The following is a 21220-nucleotide window of genomic DNA, read 5'->3' as shown; positions in this document are numbered from 1 at the left end:
ATACGCCCATGATCAATAGAAAAATCTTTAACGATACAAAAACAGCTTTTAAATTGAAATCTGATTTAGAGCTGGATCGTGCTATATTTTTGTTTAGCATGATGAATAAGAAGACATTGGTGGATGCAGGTTCCTGGTTAACCAAGTTCTCACTAAAACTTCACTTACCAGTAGAAGGCATAATCAAAAAAACTATCTTTGAGCAATTTTGTGGAGGTATTACCGAAGAAGATTGTAAACCGCTTACCAAAGAAATGTATTCTAAAAAATTGCATAGTATTCTTGATTATTCTGTTGAAGGCAAGGAGACTGAGGAGCAATTTGATGCAGCCCTGGCAAAGAAAATGAAACTAATTAAATTTGCTGCTGAAAGTGAAGAGTTACCTTTTTCGTTATTTAAGCCTACCGGTATTGGAAGATTTGCTATCTGGGAGAAAATTACCGAACGCGTTAATTTAAGTGATGACGAAAAGGAAGAATGGGAGCGAGTTAAGGAAAGAGTAGATGCGCTTTGTAATTGTGCTTACGAAAACGATGTAAGGCTTTATGCTGATGCTGAAGAAAGTTGGATGCAACTTGCGGCAGATGAATTGATGGAAGACATGATGAAGACATATAATAAGGATAAGATCCTTATTTATAATACATTCCAGTGCTACCGTTGGGATAGGTTAGAATATGTGAAAAATCTACATGAAAAGGCTAAAAAAGAAGGCTTTAAAATAGGAGCAAAAATTGTGCGTGGTGCTTATATGGAAAAAGAAAATGCACGTGCTAAAAAATATGATTATACATCACCTATTTGTGAAAACAAAGAGGCTACCGATGTTAATTTTAATAGTGTTATGTCTTATTGTTTAGCTAATCTTGGAGATATTCACCTATTTATAGGAACCCATAACGAGGTTAGTAATTATTTGGCATTACAAAGTATGGAAGACAAAGGCCTGCCTTCTAATGACGACCGTATTTGGTTTAGCCAGTTATATGGAATGAGTGATCATATTAGTTTTAATCTTGCAAAAAAAGGGTATAACTCTGCAAAACTATTGCCATTTGGCCCTGTAAGAGAAGTAGTGCCTTATTTATTGAGAAGAGCTCAGGAAAACACTTCTGTAAAAGGGCAAACCGGGCGAGAACTTTCACTTCTACAAGAAGAAAAGAAACGTAGAAAAGGACAGCCTACAAAACACGATAGGGGAGAGCATTAAAAACTAAAAAAGATGTTTAGAAGTTTTAATTATTATGCACATCACCCTGAACTGGTTTCAGGGTCTAACATATTTTAATTATCCACATATTAGATTTTGAAATAAATTCAGAATGACGGTTTTAGAAATTTATTGTCACCGCCAAAGGGTGTAATACCCCGACGCTTGCTTCAGAATTAAAAATTTGTTTCAACGAATGCCTCGTGGGCTTGCCCCGAGGTAGTTTACTTCCAAACAGCTTTTTTATATCTATTGGTTGAAGTGATTAATCTTCGGTTTCTTCCATGGTGTGATATACATTTTGTACATCATCGTCTTCTTCCAGTTTTTCTAATAATTTTTCTACATCTGCAGCTTCTTCTGAAGAAAGCGGTTTTGTTACCTGCGGAATTCTTTCAAATCCTGATGAAAGTATTTCAATCTCCCTATTTTCTAATTCTTTTTGAATGGCTCCAAAATACTCAAAGGGTGCGTAAATGTGTATGCCATCTTCATCTTCAAAAACTTCTTCGGCACCAAAATCTATAAACTCAAGTTCCAGTTCTTCCACATCCAGTCCTTCCGCATTTAATCGGAAGTTACAGGTATGGTCAAACATAAATTCAACCGATCCTGAAGTTCCCAGGTTGCCGTCACATTTATTAAAATGCGACCTCACATTGGCTACAGTACGGTTATTATTATCGGTTGCGGTTTCCACCAGAACGGCGATTCCGTGGGGTGCATAACCTTCAAAAAGCACAATTTTATAATCGCCCTGATTTTTATCGCTCGCCCTTTTAATGGCTCGTTCAATATTATCTTTGGGCATATTAACGCTTTTCGCGTTTTGGATAACTGCTCTTAATTTAGCGTTGGTATCTGGATCTGGACCCCCTTCTTTAACGGCCATCACAATATCTTTTCCAATGCGGGTAAAGGCTTTGGCCATTGCAGACCAACGTTTCATCTTACGCGCCTTTCTAAATTCAAATGCTCTTCCCATTTATTCTGAATAAAAAATTGAGACAAAAATAGAAAAAAGCTTCCAATTCAATTTAAAAATTGGAAGCTTTAAATTTTAAAGTTCTTTTTTCCTGAATTTAGGCCGATGCTTCTACTATTTCTTCAATAGCTTTTGCCAGTTTAAAATCTTTGTCGGTAACTCCATCGGCATCGTGAGTTGACAGGGAAATTTCCAATTCGTTATACACATTTCCCCAGTTAGGATGGTGTTGTTGGGCTTCAGCTTCAAAAGCTATACGCGTCATTACCGTAAAGGCATCTTTAAAGTTTGCAAATTGAAAAGAAGTATGAATTGCATTGTTTTTATAGATCCAGCCCTCCAGGTTTTTCAGTTTTTTATTGATTTCGTCTTCGCTAAGCTTATTCATAAGAACTGTTTTTGTGATTAGTCCTTTAAATTTAAGCAACTAAAGCCTGAAATCTTAATCTAATTTACTTTTAGTACAAGATTAACAACTATTGCTTTACAGAAGCCTTTGCAACCTGGTGTACCGAGATCTGTAAATTTTTAGGGAGTATATTTTCTTTTGGTAAAACGGCTAAAAACCTGTCGAAATTAGAATCGTAGATATTTTTAAATACTAAATTCTTATAGCCTAATACTTCACAAACCTCTTCTATAAAGTCTTTTTGATGTACAAGGTCTGTGCTGCCAAGATGAAAAACTCCTTGTTTTTTTCTATTGATAATATAATGTATTTGCTGGGTTAGTTTTTCAATTTCAGTCACATTAATAACCACATTTGGAAAAACCTCTATAGCTTCATCAAGATCAATAAGCGTTTTAATTTGTTTCAATCTTGGAGAATTATGGCCAAAAACCATTGGTAAACGTAAAATATTATATTTATGATTTGGCAGTCTTAATAAAGCATTTTCAATCTTTATCTTAAATCTTCCATAAATGCTTTGGGATAAGGTTTTATCATATTCGTAAGAAGGGAAATTGGTAAAGGCATCAAATACGTTGGCCGAGGAGATAAATAGCAGCTTACAGTTATGATTAAGGATGTAGTTTATGATTTCAAAATGGGCGATAATTTGCGCATCAAAATTTCCACGAACAGCAGAAATTATTACCGTAGGTTTTACATTTTGAAGCAGTATTTCAATATTTTCAGTTTCAATATCATATTGGTGAAACTGATGATTTTCTTCAAAAACTGCGTTTGAAGTATGGTAGGTTCCGTGGGTATCAAAAAAGGAGCATAGCTCTTTATATAAGGCATTACCTATAAAGCCGCTTGCTCCTAAAATTAAAATTCGTTCCAAAAATTATCCTTTATAAAAGGGCAATTTCACCTGTATGGCCGGAATAGATTTCTTTCTAACTTTTATAAAAATCTTGTTGCCAAATTTAGCAACTTCAGTTGGTACATAACCTAAACCAATTCCTTTTTCCATAGAGGGAGACATTGTCCCAGATGTTACTTCGCCAATAACCTTGCCATCTTCGTCTTCAATTTCGTAGCCCTGGCGCGGGATTCCACGTTCTTCCAATTCAAACGCAATTAGCTTACGCTTAGGACCTTCTTCTTTTTCCTTTTTTAAAGCTTCAGAATTAATAAAGTCTTTGGTGAATTTAGTAACCCAGCCCAATTTTGCTTCAATTGGGGAAGTAGTTTCATCTATATCATTGCCATAAAGACAAAAGCCCATCTCTAATCTTAGGGTGTCACGCGCTGCAAGCCCAATTGGTTTTATACCAAAATTTTTTCCAGCTTCCATTACACGATCCCAAATTTGCTCGGCATCTTCGTTTTTGAAATAAATTTCAAATCCGCCGCTGCCGGTATAACCCGTAGCTGAAATAATTACCTTGTCAATTCCGGCAAACTCAGCAACTTCAAAAGTGTAGAACTTCATATTAGAAAGATCTATATTGGTTAAAGTTTGCATAGCTTCTGCCGCTTTTGGTCCCTGGATAGCCAATAGGGAATATTCATCAGAAATATCGCGCATTGTCGCATCCATGGTGTTGTGTTGCGCAATCCAATTCCAGTCTTTATCTATATTAGAAGCGTTAACTACCAGTAAATACTTTTCAGAATTAATTCTGTAAATAATTAAGTCGTCTACAATCCCACCGGTTTCATTGGGCATCACTGTGTATTGTGCTTTCCCATCTACCATTTTTGAAGCATCGTTAGTAGTAATTTTTTGAATTAGCTCTAATGCGTGCTCCCCGGTGATGAGGAATTCTCCCATATGGGAAACATCAAAAACTCCTAATTTTTCCCGAACATTATGATGTTCAATATTAACACCTTCATAAGAAACGGGCATATTGTAACCAGCAAAAGGTACCATTTTGGCATTAAGTTCTTTATGTCTGGCGGCTAGGGCAACTTCTTTCATTTTGTTTAAAATTTGCGCAAATTTATTGATTTCGGCTTGAATATAATATTAAAATGAGGTTTTTATAAAGAATGAGGAAATACTGTGTTTTAGAGGTGAAGGCATAGCGAGTATCTATATTATAAAGCCTTTCTTATAGTTGAACAAAACTTGTTTTAGGTTTATTGCTGAATTCAAAGATTTCTATAGGATACTATTTAGATATTATTTGCAGTTAGCCCTAAAATTTAAGTTTAGATTAAACCCATAAACAGAAGCTTTCAAGCTTTAATTTGTAATTTTATGGAAGTAAACTACCTCTAAGAAAACCCACGAGGCATTTATAAAAATAATAGTTTGGGCTAGAGGCAAGCCTCGGATCATTAAACCTCGATTATCGAGTAAATTTCAAGCAAACCAATTATGAAAATATTATCTGCAAAGCAACTAAAAGAAGCCGATGAAATAACAATGGAAACCGAAGGGATTTCAAGCACGCGATTAATGGAGCGTGCCGCAAGCCTGGTTTTTAACGAGATTCACGAAAGGCTGGAAGGTGCAGATATCAATATCAAAATTTTCTGCGGAATTGGAAATAATGGTGGCGACGGACTGGTAGTGGCCCGTTTACTTCATAAATACGGTTATAAAGTTGAAGTTTACGTAGTGAATTATAGTGACAAACGCTCTGATGATTTTTTGGTGAATTATGATAGGTATAAAAAGGAAAGCAATAGCTGGCCTGAGTTGGTAAAAAGAAAGGAGGATTTCCCTGAAATTTCCCCGGGTGATTTTGTGGTAGACGCTATTTTTGGAATTGGTTTAAACCGCCCTGCCGAAGGTTGGCTTGCAGAATTACTGAGACATATTAACCAGTCTGGGGCTTTTTGTTTGGCTGTAGATATGCCTTCCGGCTTATTTCCGGATAAAGTTCCAACAGAAGATGCTGCAGTGATCAAAGCAAATTATACGCTAACATTCCAAACTCCAAAAATTGTTTTTTACCTGCCGGAAACAATGGGTTTTGCCGGGGAAGTGCAAATTTTAGATATTGGCCTGGATCGTAGCTTTTTAAAAGATGTAAAGCCTCTTGCGCAATTAATTGGAAAACGCGAAGCCAGGCAACTTTATAAGCCTCGAAATAAAAATACCCACAAAGGAGACTATGGGCATTGTCTTGTGGTAGGTGGCAGTTTTGGTAAAATAGGGAGCATTTCACTTTCGGCCAGAGCAAGCTTAAGAGCCGGAGCAGGCTTGTGCAGTATTTTTTCACCTAGTTGCGGTTATACTATTTTGCAAACCACGCTGCCGGAAGCGATGGTAATTACCGATGAAGATGCTAACGAACTTACAAATATAGAAACCGATCTGGACCCAGATGTAATATGTTTTGGAATGGGAGCAGGGAGATCGGCCAATACGGTGAAAGCTTTTAAAACTTTGTTGGAGCAAACCAAAAGCTCTATGCTTATTGACGCTGACGGTTTAAATATGCTTTCTGAAAATAAAGAATTGCTAGCATTACTTCCTAAAAACTCGGTTTTAACGCCTCATCCAAAAGAACTTAAACGCTTAATAGGTGGGTGGGAAGATGATTTTGATAAGATGAAAAAGATCGAAACTTTTACAAAAAAGTATAAAGTGATTCTGGTTTTAAAAGGGGCTCATAGCTTTGTTTTTAGCGGAAAGCATATTTATATCAATAACTCCGGAAATCCGGGTATGGCTACCGCTGGAAGTGGCGATGTACTGTCGGGAATTATCGCGGGCTTAATGTCACAAAAATATGAGCCATTGGTGGCGGCTATTTTAGGCGTTTATTTACACGGGCTTTCAGGGGATATTTGTGCTGAAAAGCTTGGTTGTGAAGCTATGCTTTCCGGCGATATTAGCGATGAGCTGGGAGCGGCTTTTTTGGCTTTAATGAAAGATGAGAAAAGGGGATAGGCTATTTTTAGAATTGTTTAAGCCTTATTTTTGATAAATTCTTAAATATTATGCTTTAAATTTGGATTGCATTAGTTTAAATATGAATTTTGACGAAGAAATTGAGAGAATTCTAAGGAACTAAAATTTCTTTATTCTTATTTCCTTTTAAATGAAAAGCAATTATAAAAAAACGGAGTTAGACTTCCTATTATTTTGATTGCAATAGATTAAGATTAAAACCTTCGTTACTAAAAATTATACTTTATGCAATCTCATCATTATATCAGTTCAGCTATTTTAGATTTGGAAACTATTGAAGATATTTTGGTGAATAGAAAAAAGTTAGCGCTTAGTGAGGAAGCTGAATCTAATATCCAGAAATCCAGAAAATACTTAAATAAAAAAATCACTGAAAGCGATGTCCCGGTTTATGGTATAAACACCGGTTTTGGAGCTTTATGTAATGTAAAGATAAGTCCGGGTAAATTAACCGAACTTCAGGAGAATTTGGTTAAATCTCATGCTTGTGGTACGGGTGATAAAGTGAATAAAGAGATTGTGAGGTTAATGCTTTTGCTTAAAATTCAATCTTTAAGCTACGGGAATTCAGGTATAGCATTGGAAACTGTGTTGAGGTTAATAGATTTTTATAATCTTGATATTTTACCGGTAGTTTACGAACAGGGTTCGCTGGGTGCTTCTGGAGATCTTGCTCCTTTAGCGCATTTAGCTTTGCCTTTAATTGGTGAAGGGGAAGTTTACTTTGAAGATAGGATTATAAGTGGAGAAGATTTATTGAGAATTCAGAATTGGGAAGCTTTAAAACTGCAGTCTAAAGAAGGTTTAGCTTTGCTTAACGGTACGCAGTTTATGAGTGCGCACGGGGTTTACGCTTTGCTTAAATCGTTTAAATTATCTTACCTGGCCGATCTTATTGGATCAGTCTCTATAGACGCTTTTGATTGTAATTTATCACCTTTTGATGAATTGGTTCATTTAGCGAGACCACATAGGGGGCAGGTGAAAACGGCTGAACGTATTCGTAGGTTTTTAGCAGATAGCCAAATAGCTAAAAGTGAAAAAGATAATGTACAGGATCCTTATAGTTTTAGGTGTATTCCACAGGTTCATGGGGCGAGTAAAGACACTTTAAGTTTTGTAAGAAAAACAATTAAAACCGAAATCAATTCGGTTACCGATAATCCCAATATTTTTATTGAAGAGGATAAGATTATTTCCGGCGGGAATTTTCACGGCCAGCCATTGGCGTTAGCACTGGATTATTTGGCTATAGCAATGGCAGAGCTTGCTAATATTTCAGAAAGGAGAACTTATCAATTAGTTTCAGGTCTGCGTGGATTACCGGCATTTTTAGTAGAAAATCCGGGGTTGAATAGTGGGTTTATGATTCCGCAGTACACGGCTGCAAGTATTGTAAGCCAGAATAAACAACTTGCCGTTCCTGCCTCGGTAGATTCTATAGTTTCTTCTAATGGGCAGGAAGATCATGTAAGTATGGGTGCAAACGGTGCTACAAAACTTCTAAAAGTAGTGGAGAATTTAAATAGTGTTTTGGCTATAGAACTTTTTAATGCTTCGCAAGCGATGCACTTTAGAGAACCTGCAAAAACCTCAGGGATGTTAAGTGATGTTTTAGCTGAATTTAGAGCCGTAGTACCAATATTGCATACCGATGTTACGATGGCGCCCCATATACAAGCTTCAAAACTATTTCTTAATAATTTTACATTTACCGAAAATATATTCGATTAGATCCTGAATTGAATCCAGTTAATCGCTTCATCTAAGTTATCGAATACCTCAAATGAACCGGAATCTTTGTAGAATTGACGTTCTACGTTATGCGCGTTCAACTTAATCAGCTCGTTTTCGCTTACTACGGCAATAGCTTTTAAATTTTCTGCGAGGGCAGCCTCCCTATAAACAAGAGGATCTACGGCATAAGAGTTTTTTCGTAAAGAAATGTATCCATAAGGTCTGTTCTCAAAAAGCTCGTTAGCAATCCTTAATAATTCTGAGTTTTTGTTTGCATTGAAAAGTACGCCTTCGTTTAATTCGGCGATTAGAATGTTTTGGAAAATGTGCACCTGCCCAAATTCCAATTCCATTGTTTCTGTAGTCATTAATGTAGGGATTAATTCGTTGCAAATTTAATATATTTCAGCAACTTTAATAAAAAAAGGCTATTTGAAATTAAATCCTCAAATAGCCTCTTATAAAATTAAAAACCCTTTAAAAATCTAAGATTTCGTTTCTTCAATTTTTTTATCAATCTTTATGGTTAATTCGTTTTTCTCTTCATCAAGATCCATAAAAATTTTATCACCTTCTTTTAATTTTGCAGTAATAATTTCTTCGGCCAGGGCGTCTTCAATATATTTTTGAATAGCTCTATTTAAAGGCCTTGCGCCATATTGCTTATCAAACCCTTTTTCAGCGATAAAATCTTTTGCCTTATCACTTAAAGTCAGGCTGTAACCAAGGCTTCCAATCCTACTGAATAATTTAACTAATTCAATATCAATAATTTTGTGAATGTCTTCCCGCTCAAGACTGTTGAAGATTACTACATCATCAATTCTATTTAGAAATTCTGGCGCAAATGCTTTTTTAAGTGCGTTTTCGATCACGCCTCTGGCATTTTCATCGGCTTGAGAACGTTGTGAAGAGGTTCCAAATCCAACTCCCTGTCCAAAATCTTTTAATTTCCTTGCTCCAATATTGGAGGTCATGATAATAATAGTATTTCTAAAATCTATTTTTCTCCCCAGGCTATCGGTTAAATACCCGTCATCCAACACCTGAAGCAGCATATTAAATACATCGGGGTGTGCTTTTTCAACCTCGTCAAGCAGGATTACAGCATAAGGCTTTCTACGAACCTTTTCAGTTAGTTGCCCACCTTCCTCGTAACCTACGTATCCGGGAGGTGCTCCAATTAATCTTGATATAGCGAACTTCTCCATATATTCACTCATATCTATTCGAATAAGTGAATCGTCATTGTCAAATAATTCTCTCGCTAAAACTTTTGCTAACTGTGTTTTACCCACACCGGTTTGGCCTAAAAATATAAACGAGCCAATTGGTTTGTTAGGATCTTTAAGCCCTGCACGGTTTCTTTGAATGGCTTTTACCACTTTGCCAACCGCATCATCCTGGCCAATCACTTTTCCTTTTATTTTTTTAGGAAGTTCAACCAATTTATTGCTTTCAGTTTGGGCAATTCGGTTTACAGGAACCCCGGTCATCATAGAAACCACATCTGCAACGCTATCTTCGTCTACGGTTTCTTTATGCTTCTTGGATTCCTCTTCCCATTTTTCTTGTGCTATCTGAAGTTCTTTTTCAAGATTTTTCTCGTCGTCTCTAAGTTTTGCAGCTTCTTCGTATTTCTGCTTTTTAACAACCGAGTTTTTATTTATTCGTACTTCTTCCAGTTTACGCTCCAGGTCCAGAATTTGTTTCGGAACATCTATATTGGTAATATGCACACGAGATCCTGCTTCATCTAAAGCATCTATAGCTTTATCTGGTAAAAACCTATCGGTTAGATATCTGTTGGTTAATTTAACGCAGGCCTCTATCGCTTCATCGGTATAAGAAACGTTGTGGTGCTCTTCGTATTTATCTTTTATGTTATTAAGGATCTCTATAGTTTCCTCTACCGTAGTAGGCTCAACAATAACCTTTTGGAATCTTCTTTCCAGAGCGCCATCTTTTTCAATATATTGGCGGTATTCATCTAAAGTGGTGGCACCAATACATTGAATTTCACCCCTGGCTAATGCAGGTTTAAACATATTGCTCGCATCAAGACTTCCTGTAGCACCGCCGGCACCAACAATGGTGTGAATTTCATCTATAAAAAGAATAATATCATCATTCTTTTCTAGCTCATTCATTACGGCTTTCATACGTTCTTCAAACTGGCCTCGATACTTAGTTCCTGCCACTAAACTGGCTAGGTCTAAAGTGACTACGCGTTTATCAAAGAGTATTCTTGAAACTTTACGCTGTACAATTCTAAGGGCTAAACCTTCAGCTATAGCCGATTTACCAACGCCAGGTTCACCAATTAATAACGGATTGTTTTTCTTTCTCCTACTTAGAATCTGCGAAACTCTTTCAATCTCTTTTTCACGACCAACTACAGGATCGAGCTTATCGTTTTCGGCCATGGCGGTTAGATCCCTTCCAAAATTATCTAAAACAGGTGTTTTAGATTTTTTAGAAGTTTTTCCTGGTCCACTGCCACTTCCGCTAAACGGATTGTCTTTTGTGGCGTCATCTGTACCGCTATCATCATCAGAAAATGACTCTGCCGTTGGGCTATCCTGGAAATCATTTTCATCGCTTGCAGTCATATATTTAAACTGATCTTTAACCCCATCGTAATCTACCTTAAGTTTATTAAGCAGTTTGGTGGTAGGGTCGTTTTCGTTTCTCAAAATGCAAAGCAGTAAATGAGCTGTGTTAATATTGGAACTTTGAAAAAGCTTGGCTTCTAAAAAGGTTGTTTTTAAGGCTCTTTCGGCCTGGCGAGTAAGGTGTAAATTCCTTTTCTCGTTAGAAATCACGGTAGATTCTGGATTGGCTGGACTAAGTATTTCTACTTTACGTCTTAAATGACTTAAATCTATATCTAATGCATTTAAGATATCTATAGCCTTGCCATCTCCGTCTCTAAGCAAACCAAGCATAAGATGTTCAGTACCAATAAAATCGTGGCCTAAACGTAATGCTTCTTCTTTGCTGTACGCGATTACATCTTTTACTCTTGGTGAAAAATTATCATCCATCTTTATCTTCCTTTCTCTCTATGATTTATTCAGTACTAAACTTTCAAAAATTGTACCTAATCCTATGATATTAGCTAATTGACAAAATTACTTTCAATAATCAAAGGGTAAAATAAGGAACTTATTAACGATAGCACACTAATTTTTTGTTAATAAAATCTGGTTAAACAATACGCCAAATAGGGCTTCGGCTTCTATAAAATACGTAAATTGGCACGTTAGATTTTAGAACTAAAATAAACTTTACAATATGGCTGAAGGAGAAAAGCTTATTCCTATAAATATTGAAGATGAAATGAAATCGGCTTACATTGATTATTCAATGTCGGTCATTGTGTCACGTGCTTTACCAGATGTTCGTGACGGCTTAAAGCCGGTGCATCGCCGGGTTTTATATGGAATGTATGAACTTGGGGTACTTTCCAACCGTTCGTATAAAAAATCTGCCAGGATTGTTGGGGAAGTATTAGGTAAGTTTCACCCGCACGGAGATTCTTCGGTTTATGATACCATGGTTAGAATGGCCCAGCATTGGAGTATGAGGTACATGCTTGTTGATGGCCAGGGTAACTTTGGATCTGTAGATGGTGATAGTCCGGCAGCGATGCGTTATACCGAGGCCAGGATGCGTAAAATTAGTGAAGATATGCTTGCTGATATCGACAAGGAGACGGTAGATACTCAGCTAAACTTTGATGATTCCTTAAATGAGCCCGTAGTGCTTCCAACACGTATTCCCAACCTTCTTGTAAATGGTGCCAGTGGTATCGCGGTAGGTATGGCAACTAACATGGCTCCCCATAATATTTCTGAAGTAATTGATGGCACTGTTGCTTATATAGATAATCACGATATCGAGATTGAAGAGCTTATGGAGCATATTAAAGCTCCCGATTTTCCAACCGGAGGAATAATTTACGGTTACGATGGAGTTCGAGAAGCTTTTAAAACAGGAAGAGGCCGTATTGTTATGCGTGCTAAATCATCCTTAGAAGAGATCAACGGAAAAGAGTTTCTCGTGGTTACCGAAATCCCTTACCAGGTGAACAAGGCAGATATGATCAAGAAAACTGCAGATCTTGTTAACGAAAAGAAAATTGAAGGGATTAGTCTTATTAGAGATGAATCTGATAGAAATGGAATGCGTATCGTTTATCAATTGAAACGAGATGCAATTCCGAATATCGTTTTAAATACCCTTTATAAACATACAGCTTTACAAACTTCTTTTAGTGTAAATAATATTGCGCTGGTAAAAGGAAGACCAGAGATGCTTAATTTAAAGGATATCATTTATCATTTTATTGAGCACAGGCACGAAGTTGTAGTAAGGAGAACAGAATATGAGCTTAAAAAGGCTGAAGATCGCGCTCATATCCTGGAAGGTTTAATTATCGCTTCAGATAATATAGATGAAGTTATTGCATTAATTCGTTCTTCAAGTAATGCAGAAGAAGCCCGAAACAAGTTAATAGAACGTTTTGAGCTTACTGAAATTCAGGCAAAGGCCATTGTAGAAATGCGATTACGCCAGCTTACAGGACTTGAGCAGGACAAACTGCGTGCTGAGTATGACGAGATAATGGCAACTATAGAAGATCTTAAAGATATCCTTGCAAGAAAGGAACGAAGAATGCAGGTTATTAAGGATGAACTTCTTGAGATTAAAGAGAAATACGGAGACGAAAGACGTTCTACCATTGAATATTCGGGTGGTGATTTAAGTATAGAAGATATGATTCCAGATGAGCAAGTGGTAATTACCATATCTCACGCTGGTTATATTAAAAGGACTTCACTAAACGAATACAAAACCCAAAATAGAGGAGGAGTTGGTCAAAAAGGTTCCAATACAAGAAATGAAGATTTCCTTGAATACCTTTTTGCGGGAACCAACCATCAGTATATGTTGTTCTTTACTCAAAAAGGGAAATGTTTCTGGATGCGGGTTTACGAAATTCCGGAAGGTAGTAAAGCTTCTAAAGGTAGAGCCATCCAAAACCTTATTAATATAGATCCAGATGATCGCGTAAAAGCATTTATATGTACACAAGATCTTAAAGATGAAGAGTACATTAATAAACATTATGTGATTATGGCCACCAAAAAAGGCCAGGTGAAGAAAACTTCTTTAGAGCAATATTCAAGACCCAGAACTAATGGTATAAATGCTATTACTATTAAGGAAGATGATGAATTACTTGAAGCAAAGTTAACCAACGGTGATAGCCAGGTTATGCTTGCGGTAAGAAGTGGTAAAGCCATTAGGTTTGAAGAAGGAAAAACCAGGCCAATGGGAAGAAACGCTTCAGGTGTAAGAGGGATTACCCTTGCCGATGATAAAGACGAAGTGGTAGGAATGATTTCGGTTGAAGATTTTAATTCTGATATTTTAGTAGTCTCTGAAAATGGATACGGAAAAAGATCAAGTCTTGAAGACTATAGAATCACAAACCGTGGCGGAAAAGGAGTTAAAACAATATCTATTACCGAAAAAACCGGAAGTCTTGTCGCGATTAAAAATGTATCAGATGAGGAAGATATTATGATTATCAACAAATCTGGAATTGTAATAAGAATGGAAGTTTCTAACCTTAGAGTTATGGGGCGTGCAACTCAAGGGGTTAGATTAATTAATCTTAAAGGGAATGATGCCATTGCAGCAGTAGCAAAAGTAATGCATGATGAAGATGATGTAGAGCTCATGGATGCCCCGGAAAAGGTTGAAGATGCTGAGGAAAACCCTAATGGCACAACTATTGTAGACGATAGTGAAGAATAACTAAAATAAAAACCAAAACAAGATGAAAACTAATATTTTTACTGTAGCCTTGTCATTATTATCGATGGCTGCCGTCGCACAAAAAAGTGAAATTAGAGATGCGGGAGATGCCGTAGAAGATGGCAAATACGCAGAAGCTAAAACTCAATTACAAACCGCTGAATCTATGCTTTCTGAAGCTAATGAAAAGTGGACAGAGAGATTCTATCTTTATAAAGGTCAGGCATATCTGGGAAGTGGAGAAAATGCTTCTCTTGAAGACCTGGAAGTCGCTGCTGAAGCTTTTAAGAAAGCCCAAGATTTAGGTAACGAAGATGAAGCTGTGCAGGGATTTGATCAGGTTAGAAATGCATTAGTACAAAGTGCTATTAATGATCAAAACACAGAAGATTATAAAGGCGCATCAGACAAGCTTTACTATAGCTATCAATTAAATAAGCAAGATACACTTTATTTGTATTATGCTGCCGCTAACTCTTTAAATGCACAGGACTATACTACAGCATTAGAATATTATAAAGATCTAAAGGAATTAGGTTTTGATGGTTCTGGTGTAGAATATCTTGCCACCAATGTAGAAACTGGTGAAGAAGAGATAATGAGTACTAAAGAGCAGAGAGAAATAATGCTTAAGACGGGAGAGTATGAAAATCCAGAGGATCGTAAAATTCCTTCTAAGAAAGGAGAGATTGCTAAAAACATTGCTTTAATCTATATCCAGGAAGGTGAAGACAAGAAAGCGATTGATGCGATTAAAGATGCTAAAGATGAAAACCCTGACAATGTAGCATTATTGCAAGCTGAAGCTGATGTTTATTACCGAATGGGTGATAAAGAGAAGTATAATGAGTTGATGCAGGAAATGGTGAAGAAAAACCCTAACGACCCAAATATATATTACAACCTTGGTGTAACTGCAGCTGAATTAGGAGATAATGAAAAAGCTATTGAGTATTATAAGAAAGCCCTTGAAATTGATCCAGAGATGACCAATGCAAGAATGAATATAGTTGTTGCTATCCTCGCAAAAGAGCGTGGTATTATTGATGAAATGAATGGGCTTGGAATGAGTAAGGAAGATAACAAGCGTTATGAAGAACTTGAAGCAGAACGTGAGGAGATTTACAAACAAGCTGTTCCATATCTTGAAAAAGTAATTGAGGCAGATCCAGAAAACGTAAATGTGATAAGAACAGCTATTAATATCTACAACCAATTGGGTGAAGAAGATAAGGCTGCAACACTTAAAGCTAGATTGGAGTAATAAAACTCTAAATAAAATATCTATAAACCACCGGTTCTCCGGTGGTTTTTTTATGCCTTAGTATATATCATTTTTACGCTGTATTAAGCTAGTATTGCTGAAGATTGTTTTTTATTGCCCATAAACCTTGTTGAAAGATAATTTATAGGATAATCGATATTTAACTATTTTGAAGTTTGGGCTAGAAGTAGTTTATTGTTTTTTCAATTTTGAAGCATTAATAAGCTAAAGTCATTCTTTTAATGTGAAGCGTAATAGAATTATTACAGATGATTTTTAGAAGAACAAGTCTATTTAATTAAATTTTAAAAAAGTGGTTAAGCTATTAGATTGATGGCTAAATTGTTATAGTAGAGAAAATCTAAATTGATTATTAAAAAACACTTAAGGTTTATTTATTCTGTTAATAATTAGAAACTGTTTATTTTTAGAACTTATTTTATATTAATATATTATTGCCTCCAAATCCTACAATCTCTATGAGTACAAATATTTTATTTAATTGCGATCCCCAACGTGTTAAAGAAGTAAGCCGATATAATTTATCTACAAATATTAATGAAGAAGATTTAAACTTTCTTAGTTCTATGGCGGCTGAAATTTGTAAAACCAAAAGTGCCCTGGTTTCACTAATAGCCCAAGATACCCAATGGATTAAAGCCTCTCATGGGATGGAGTTGGAGGTACGAGAGTTCCCAAGGGAATTTACTTTTTGTAATCATACAATTGCAAACTTAAATGGAGTAACTATTGTTGAAGATGCCAGAGAGGATGAACGATTTAAGAACAACTCTTTCGTAAAAGGTGAGAATCCCGTAATTTTTTATTCTGGAGTTCCTCTTATTAACGAGAAGGGGTTTGCCGTGGGAACTTTGTGTGCTGTAGATAGCAAACCTGGCAAATTATCAAGTTTACAACAGGAAAGGCTTAAAAAGCTTTCTGAGCAAGTAATGAAATCTTTAGAATTAAAGCGTAAAACAGTAGAGTTGGAGCGATTAAATGATAATTTAATCCAGGAGCGGAAGAAATACCAGTACGTCACCGAAGGCACAGAGACTGCAACTTTTGAATGGAGCATTAAAAAAGATAAACTGGTGTTTAACAATGTATGGCAAAAACTTTCGGGATACGAGCAAGCTTACTTTAAAGGTAAGGGAATAGAATACTGGGAAAGCCTTGTACATCCAGAAGATATAGGAATGGTGCAGCAAAGACTTAAAGATCACTTTAATGGTGATGAAAAGATATTTAGTTGTGAATTCCGATTTAAGCATCAAACCGGCAAATGGATATGGATTTCCAGTCAGGGAAAAGTTTTTACCTGGGGGAGAAAGAATAAGCCCATCAAGATGTATGGCTTACATCAAGATGTTACCATAAAAAAAGAAAAAGAATTTGAAACCTTATATCGCCAAAATTTATTAGATGCATTATATCAACTTTCTCCACTTGGGATTGCTTTAAACGATTATGAAACCGGTAAATTTTTAGAGGTTAATTCAAAATTAGTAGCGCCTACCGGGTATAGTAAAAAAGAGTTTATAAATTTGAGTTATTGGGATCTTACTCCAGAAGAATATGCAAATTCTGAGGCAGAACAAATAAAGCAATTGGACAAAGTTGGATTTTATGGTCCTTATGAAAAAGAATATATTAAAAGTGATGGAACCAGATATCCAGTTTTGTTAAAGGGTGTGCTAACTTATGATGCAACTGGAAAAAAAAGAATTTGGAGCTTCGTAGAAGATATTTCTGAAAGAAAACAAGAAGAAAAGGTAAAGGAGGAAAGACTTGGACGTATTCAAAAGCTTCTTAATATTACGGAAAATCAAAATGAAAGACTTAAAAATTTCGCCCATATTGTTTCACATAATTTAAGATCGCACTCCAGTGGTATTTCTTTATTGTTAGAATTTCTTCTGGATTCACATAAGTCGCTTAATGAAGATGAATCTTTTAAACATTTAAAAAATGCTTCTAGAAATTTAGACACAACTATACAGGATTTAAATGAAATTGTAGAGGTTAATATATCTGGCCAACAAAATTTTCAGTTGGTGAATTTAAAAACCACAGTTTCAAGAATGATTGAGAGTGTTTATGCACAATTGGAGTCAGAAAATGTATGCATTCAAGCAAATATTCCCGAAGATCTTGAGATTTATGGTTTAAGATCTTACATTGAGAGTATTGTTATTAATTTTATCACCAATGGGATTAAATATAAATCGGCAAATAGGGAAAGCTATATTCATATAGAGGCTAAGAAAGACCATATTGCTCAAACAATTAATATTACTTTTGAAGATAATGGCTTAGGAATAGATTTGAATTTGCATGGAGATCGTCTTTTTAAAATGTACAAAACCTTTCATGATCACAAAGATGCACGCGGAATTGGCTTATTTCTTACCAAAAATCAAGTTGAAACTATGGATGGTAAGATTGAAGTGGAAAGTAAAGTAGATGTAGGAACAAAATTTACAGTAAAATTACCTTATGAAAAAAATTAATTTAGCTTGCCTAATTGAGGATGATCCAATTCATATTTTCCTTTCCAAAAAGTATCTGGAAATGACCGGGAGAATTGAAAATATTATGATTTGCCAGAACGGTAAAGAAGCCTACGACAAGCTTAAGGCTATCTTTACAGCTGGAGAAATTCTCCCCGAACTAATTCTTTTAGATTTAAATATGCCTATTTGGGACGGTTGGCAATTTTTAGAAAAATTTAAAGGAATTCCACTTGAATCTAAAATCACTATTTATATTCTTACCAGTAGTATAAGCGAGGTAGATAGAGAGAAAGCCAGGCATTTTAATAATGTGAATAATTACGTGGTTAAGCCTATAAAATTAGAAACTTTGGTAGAATTACTGGATGAAATGGATAAAGAAATAGCAAATAATCAGGACTAACCTAATATTAATAATTTGGGCTCAAATATCTTAGGGTTTGCTTAGCTAAATTTTTATCATAATTGCTTTGAGATTAGGGGTGAGGTTTACTCGATAATCGAGATTTAAATACTCTCAAAGCTGCCCTATATCTATTTTTTTCTCATTTAATGCCTCATGGTCTTATTACGAGGTAATTTATTCGATAATCGAGATTTAATGCCTCGAGGTTTGACTCATCAGTAAAGAAATATAGAGTTCTAAAATGTGTTTCTTCCAAATAATTTTAGGGCTTGGTACAGAGAAGTTTTACTTATAAATAAGAAAGCTGAATATGGGGAAAACCGCCTCAGTTAAAAGTTATATCAATTTTTATGAAGAATTAATCTCTGGAGAGAGCTCAACAAGAGATTTTGAAACGATGTTAAAGATGACACATCTTTCTTTCACCAGTCCTAATAAAGATGAAGCTGCTTTTTCAGTTTTCAAAGACAGAAGGGTTTCAGCATATAAAAACAATGAACTTAATCCATATAGCTATTTCCGTAAAAAAATAGCTGTCAAAATGACTGATAATCATCTTAGGGCTACTCCGGTAGAATCAAAACAAGTTAAGGAGGAATTAGATTTGGATAAAGCTTACGATTTTTATAAAAAACGTTTTGCTTCTGCCAAAGGTTTTACCTTTTTTATTGTTGGAAATTTTGAGCTGGATGCTATAAAACCTTATGTAGAAACCTATCTTGCTAGCTTACCGTCAGGGAATATAAAGCAAAAAAGCAAAGACATTAAATTGCGTTATACCCAGGGAAATAACGAAACATTTTATAAGGGCCAGGAAGATAAGGCAGAAGTACATCTTAGATATACTGGTGAATTTGATTTCTCTATTAGAAAAAAAGATTTACTAAGTGCATTGTCTCACGTGATAAGGCTTAGACTATATGAAGAATTAAGAGAGAATAGGGGAGGCGTTTACGGTGTTAGAGTCCCTTCATATGCCAGTGAAATACCTTATAACTGGTATCGGCATAGTATAGATTTTACAACATCTCCAGATGATGTAGAAGAACTTATTAAAGCGGTACACGCAGAATTAGATAAGATTAAAAAAGAAGGAGTAACTGAAACAGATTTGCATAAGGTTAAAGAAGCCTTGCGCTTAAGTGGAAAAGAAGGTTTAGATTACAATAGTTACTGGTCTATGAAACTTAAAGAAGCTTATAGGTATGACCTTGATCCTTCTAGCATCCCGGATTTTAATGCTTTTGCAGACGAATTAAATTCAGATGAACTTCAGGAACTTGCAAAGGAATATTTAACAGAAGCTAATTATTCTCAATTCATTTTATTACCTGAAAAATACCAGGAAGCAACTGATTAACTTTAAAATCGGTTTGTATTAGCCAAAGGCTATCGGGTAACCGGTAGCCTTTTTGGATTTTGAGAGATTATTTTTATATGGTTTATCTGTCAAAATATGAGTGGGGCATATTTATTGATGTTCTATTATTTTGAACAATTTATATAATTCTTATATTTAGCGTTTAGAAGTATAAATTAAGAGTAGGTTTTAAAGTTTATTTTCCTTATTTTGTCCAACTGGAAATTTATGAGATTAGATCAAGGCTCAAAAACCTGGAAAGTCTGGAATTTTTAAAAATCAAAAACTTTAATTAAGAGAATTTCAACTTATGATATTCTTTAACAATAATTTGGAGAGATTAAATAATAAAAAAACAATTACACTCCTTATTTTTTTGATTTGTCTTGTTAATCTAGACAAATAGAGAAATATTTAGAGAAAACACTATAGTATATTTAAACATTAATTATGGGAAGACCTTCCACGAAACCTAAAGATTTAAGAGATGGATATTATATTGAAGTCCGTAATAAAAACCAACGAACCGGAATAAAAATTCGAAGGGATACTAAAGAGCAATTACTACTGGCAATCGAGGAATATAGAGAGAGCAAAGAAGTTATTGTTTTAGGTAAATCTGAAAACGGAAAAATGAAAGATATTCCAGGTCTCGAATAGAAGCTATAAAATAATCTTCTAATTTTTTAATTCCTCTGGGTCAACCCAGAGGAATCTTATTTTTATATAGAAGCATGATATACTTGATCTTAGCCCTGCGTTGAGTCTGTATTATTACCCAAAGACCTTTTATTTTTTTACCATATTCTGTGTAAAAACACTGCAGATTTAACCAAACACGAATAGCATGTTTCACTTTGATAGAAATTTTGGGCTATTTATTGGGAAACTCCCTGATAATAATTTTCATAAACATTATGCTATGCAAATAAGTGTTTCAGGAAATTCAAACATGAGTCTTTTAATAAAAAATGGAACAGAAATTTCTGGTAATGCATTTTTTTTAAACTCTAAAGTAGCGCACAGATTAAAGAGTGAAAACAACCAACTAACAATTCTTATTAATCCATTGAACTCCACTGGTCACCAATTCTATTTAACTAACCAAAAATTAGACTTTGTAAAACTAGAAAATAGCCTATCGAAAGAATTAATAGCTATACTACTAAAATTTGAATCTTCTAAAGTGACATTTGAAAGCCTATGCACTGTGGTTTCAAACATTTTATATAATTATAAATGTGCTTGTGAATCAGAACGTCATTTTAAAGATAATAGGATACTTACGGCTTTAAAGTATATGGACGATAACTTTGAAAGAGTTTTGAGTTTAGAAGAAGTTTCTGAAAAATGCTTTTTATCGGCCACCCGTTTCTTGCATTTATTCAAAGAAAAAACGAATTTGAGTTTTAGAAGATACCAATTGTGGAATAAAGTAATAAAATCATTACCCTATTTAATGCAGCATTCGGTAACCGAAACAGCTTATACCTTTGGCTTTTCTGATAGTTCACATTATACACGCACTTTTAAAGAAACATTTGGTGAAACACCTAAATTTCTATTTCCAAAACAATAGCCGGTTTA

Annotated in this window: 16 protein-coding genes; 10 read left to right on the top strand and 6 right to left on the bottom strand. The window is 35.2% G+C overall.

The features are described from left to right. Positions 1–8: 8 nt before the first annotated feature. On the top strand, positions 9–1211 hold the full coding sequence (locus B5X51_RS02450; protein ID WP_079719271.1) for a proline dehydrogenase family protein: 1203 nt from the start codon (positions 9–11) through the stop codon (positions 1209–1211). A gap of 265 nt (positions 1212–1476) precedes the next feature. Here the strand turns inward: B5X51_RS02450 and B5X51_RS02445 are convergent, their stop codons facing one another. The 4 genes from B5X51_RS02445 to gcvT form a co-directional block, all read right to left on the bottom strand. Further along, the gene (locus B5X51_RS02445) at positions 1477–2196 is read right to left on the bottom strand and encodes a YebC/PmpR family DNA-binding transcriptional regulator (RefSeq protein ID WP_079719270.1); all 720 of its coding nucleotides are present in this window, start codon (positions 2194–2196) and stop codon (positions 1477–1479) included. Between the two features lie 97 nt (positions 2197–2293). Then, positions 2294–2584 carry a 4a-hydroxytetrahydrobiopterin dehydratase gene (locus B5X51_RS02440; RefSeq protein ID WP_079719269.1) on the bottom strand — a complete coding sequence of 97 codons (291 nt, stop codon included), beginning with the start codon at positions 2582–2584 and terminating at the stop codon, positions 2294–2296. Between the two features lie 88 nt (positions 2585–2672). After that, complete coding sequence (locus B5X51_RS02435; protein ID WP_079719268.1) at positions 2673–3488, bottom strand: sugar nucleotide-binding protein; 816 nt, start codon at positions 3486–3488, stop codon at positions 2673–2675. A gap of 3 nt (positions 3489–3491) precedes the next feature. Continuing rightward, positions 3492–4574, bottom strand: coding sequence for a glycine cleavage system aminomethyltransferase GcvT (gene gcvT, locus B5X51_RS02430; protein WP_079719267.1), 1083 nt, complete (start codon positions 4572–4574; stop codon positions 3492–3494). Positions 4575–4976: 402 nt separating this feature from the next. Between gcvT and B5X51_RS02425 the strand changes: the two genes are divergently transcribed. Both B5X51_RS02425 and hutH read left to right on the top strand, forming a co-directional pair. Continuing rightward, positions 4977–6500 (top strand): NAD(P)H-hydrate dehydratase, encoded by a 1524-nt coding sequence (locus tag B5X51_RS02425; RefSeq protein ID WP_079719266.1) that lies wholly within the window; start codon positions 4977–4979, stop codon positions 6498–6500. Between the two features lie 246 nt (positions 6501–6746). Beyond that, positions 6747–8255, top strand: a complete 1509-nt coding sequence (gene hutH / locus B5X51_RS02420; protein ID WP_079719265.1) for a histidine ammonia-lyase — start codon at positions 6747–6749, stop codon at positions 8253–8255. On the opposite strand, the gene B5X51_RS02415 is transcribed toward hutH, so the two are convergent. Then, entirely contained in the window at positions 8252–8626 is a 375-nt protein-coding gene (locus B5X51_RS02415) for a hypothetical protein (RefSeq protein ID WP_079719264.1), read from the bottom strand. The genes hutH and B5X51_RS02415 overlap by 4 nt on opposite strands. Positions 8627–8743: 117 nt before the next feature. Beyond that, a complete protein-coding gene (locus B5X51_RS02410) occupies positions 8744–11305 on the bottom strand; it encodes an ATP-dependent Clp protease ATP-binding subunit (RefSeq protein WP_079719263.1) in 2562 nt (853 codons plus the stop codon). Positions 11306–11555: 250 nt separating this feature from the next. On the opposite strand from B5X51_RS02410, the gene gyrA reads away from it, so the two are divergent. From gyrA to B5X51_RS02375, 7 genes are all read left to right on the top strand, one after another. Continuing rightward, positions 11556–14087 (top strand): DNA gyrase subunit A, encoded by a 2532-nt coding sequence (gene gyrA, locus B5X51_RS02405; RefSeq protein WP_079719262.1) that lies wholly within the window; start codon positions 11556–11558, stop codon positions 14085–14087. Between the two features lie 22 nt (positions 14088–14109). Beyond that, a complete protein-coding gene (locus tag B5X51_RS02400; protein WP_079719261.1) occupies positions 14110–15351 on the top strand; it encodes a tetratricopeptide repeat protein in 1242 nt (413 codons plus the stop codon). A gap of 479 nt (positions 15352–15830) precedes the next feature. Beyond that, positions 15831–17864: a PAS domain S-box protein gene (locus B5X51_RS02395; protein ID WP_079719260.1), complete on the top strand. Its 2034-nt coding sequence runs from the start codon at positions 15831–15833 to the stop codon at positions 17862–17864. Further along, positions 17851–18270, top strand: coding sequence for a response regulator (locus tag B5X51_RS02390; protein WP_079719259.1), 420 nt, complete (start codon positions 17851–17853; stop codon positions 18268–18270). The genes B5X51_RS02395 and B5X51_RS02390 overlap by 14 nt, the downstream gene beginning before the upstream one ends. 313 nt (positions 18271–18583) lie before the next feature. Continuing rightward, entirely contained in the window at positions 18584–19633 is a 1050-nt protein-coding gene (locus B5X51_RS02385; protein WP_079719258.1) for a M16 family metallopeptidase, read from the top strand. A 450-nt stretch (positions 19634–20083) separates the two neighbouring features. Beyond that, on the top strand, positions 20084–20293 hold the full coding sequence (locus B5X51_RS02380; RefSeq protein ID WP_079719257.1) for a hypothetical protein: 210 nt from the start codon (positions 20084–20086) through the stop codon (positions 20291–20293). 187 nt (positions 20294–20480) lie between these two features. Beyond that, complete coding sequence (locus B5X51_RS02375; RefSeq protein WP_079719256.1) at positions 20481–21212, top strand: helix-turn-helix domain-containing protein; 732 nt, start codon at positions 20481–20483, stop codon at positions 21210–21212. Positions 21213–21220: the final 8 nt, after the last annotated feature.

It is taken from the genome of Salegentibacter holothuriorum (assembly GCF_900168045.1).
Lineage (GTDB): Bacteria > Bacteroidota > Bacteroidia > Flavobacteriales > Flavobacteriaceae > Salegentibacter > Salegentibacter holothuriorum.
This window is presented reverse-complemented; position numbering and strand designations above follow the sequence as displayed.

Coding starts and splice junctions, on each gene's coding strand:
- B5X51_RS02450 (WP_079719271.1), top strand. CDS start 9: ATGATCAATAGAAAAATCTTTAACGATACAAAAACAGCTTTTAAATTG.
- B5X51_RS02445 (WP_079719270.1), bottom strand. CDS start 2,196: ATGGGAAGAGCATTTGAATTTAGAAAGGCGCGTAAGATGAAACGTTGG.
- B5X51_RS02440 (WP_079719269.1), bottom strand. CDS start 2,584: ATGAATAAGCTTAGCGAAGACGAAATCAATAAAAAACTGAAAAACCTG.
- gcvT (WP_079719267.1), bottom strand. CDS start 4,574: ATGAAAGAAGTTGCCCTAGCCGCCAGACATAAAGAACTTAATGCCAAA.
- B5X51_RS02425 (WP_079719266.1), top strand. CDS start 4,977: ATGAAAATATTATCTGCAAAGCAACTAAAAGAAGCCGATGAAATAACA.
- hutH (WP_079719265.1), top strand. CDS start 6,747: ATGCAATCTCATCATTATATCAGTTCAGCTATTTTAGATTTGGAAACT.
- B5X51_RS02415 (WP_079719264.1), bottom strand. CDS start 8,626: ATGACTACAGAAACAATGGAATTGGAATTTGGGCAGGTGCACATTTTC.
- B5X51_RS02410 (WP_079719263.1), bottom strand. CDS start 11,305: ATGGATGATAATTTTTCACCAAGAGTAAAAGATGTAATCGCGTACAGC.
- gyrA (WP_079719262.1), top strand. CDS start 11,556: ATGGCTGAAGGAGAAAAGCTTATTCCTATAAATATTGAAGATGAAATG.
- B5X51_RS02400 (WP_079719261.1), top strand. CDS start 14,110: ATGAAAACTAATATTTTTACTGTAGCCTTGTCATTATTATCGATGGCT.
- B5X51_RS02395 (WP_079719260.1), top strand. CDS start 15,831: ATGAGTACAAATATTTTATTTAATTGCGATCCCCAACGTGTTAAAGAA.
- B5X51_RS02390 (WP_079719259.1), top strand. CDS start 17,851: ATGAAAAAAATTAATTTAGCTTGCCTAATTGAGGATGATCCAATTCAT.
- B5X51_RS02385 (WP_079719258.1), top strand. CDS start 18,584: ATGGGGAAAACCGCCTCAGTTAAAAGTTATATCAATTTTTATGAAGAA.
- B5X51_RS02380 (WP_079719257.1), top strand. CDS start 20,084: ATGGGAAGACCTTCCACGAAACCTAAAGATTTAAGAGATGGATATTAT.
- B5X51_RS02375 (WP_079719256.1), top strand. CDS start 20,481: ATGTTTCACTTTGATAGAAATTTTGGGCTATTTATTGGGAAACTCCCT.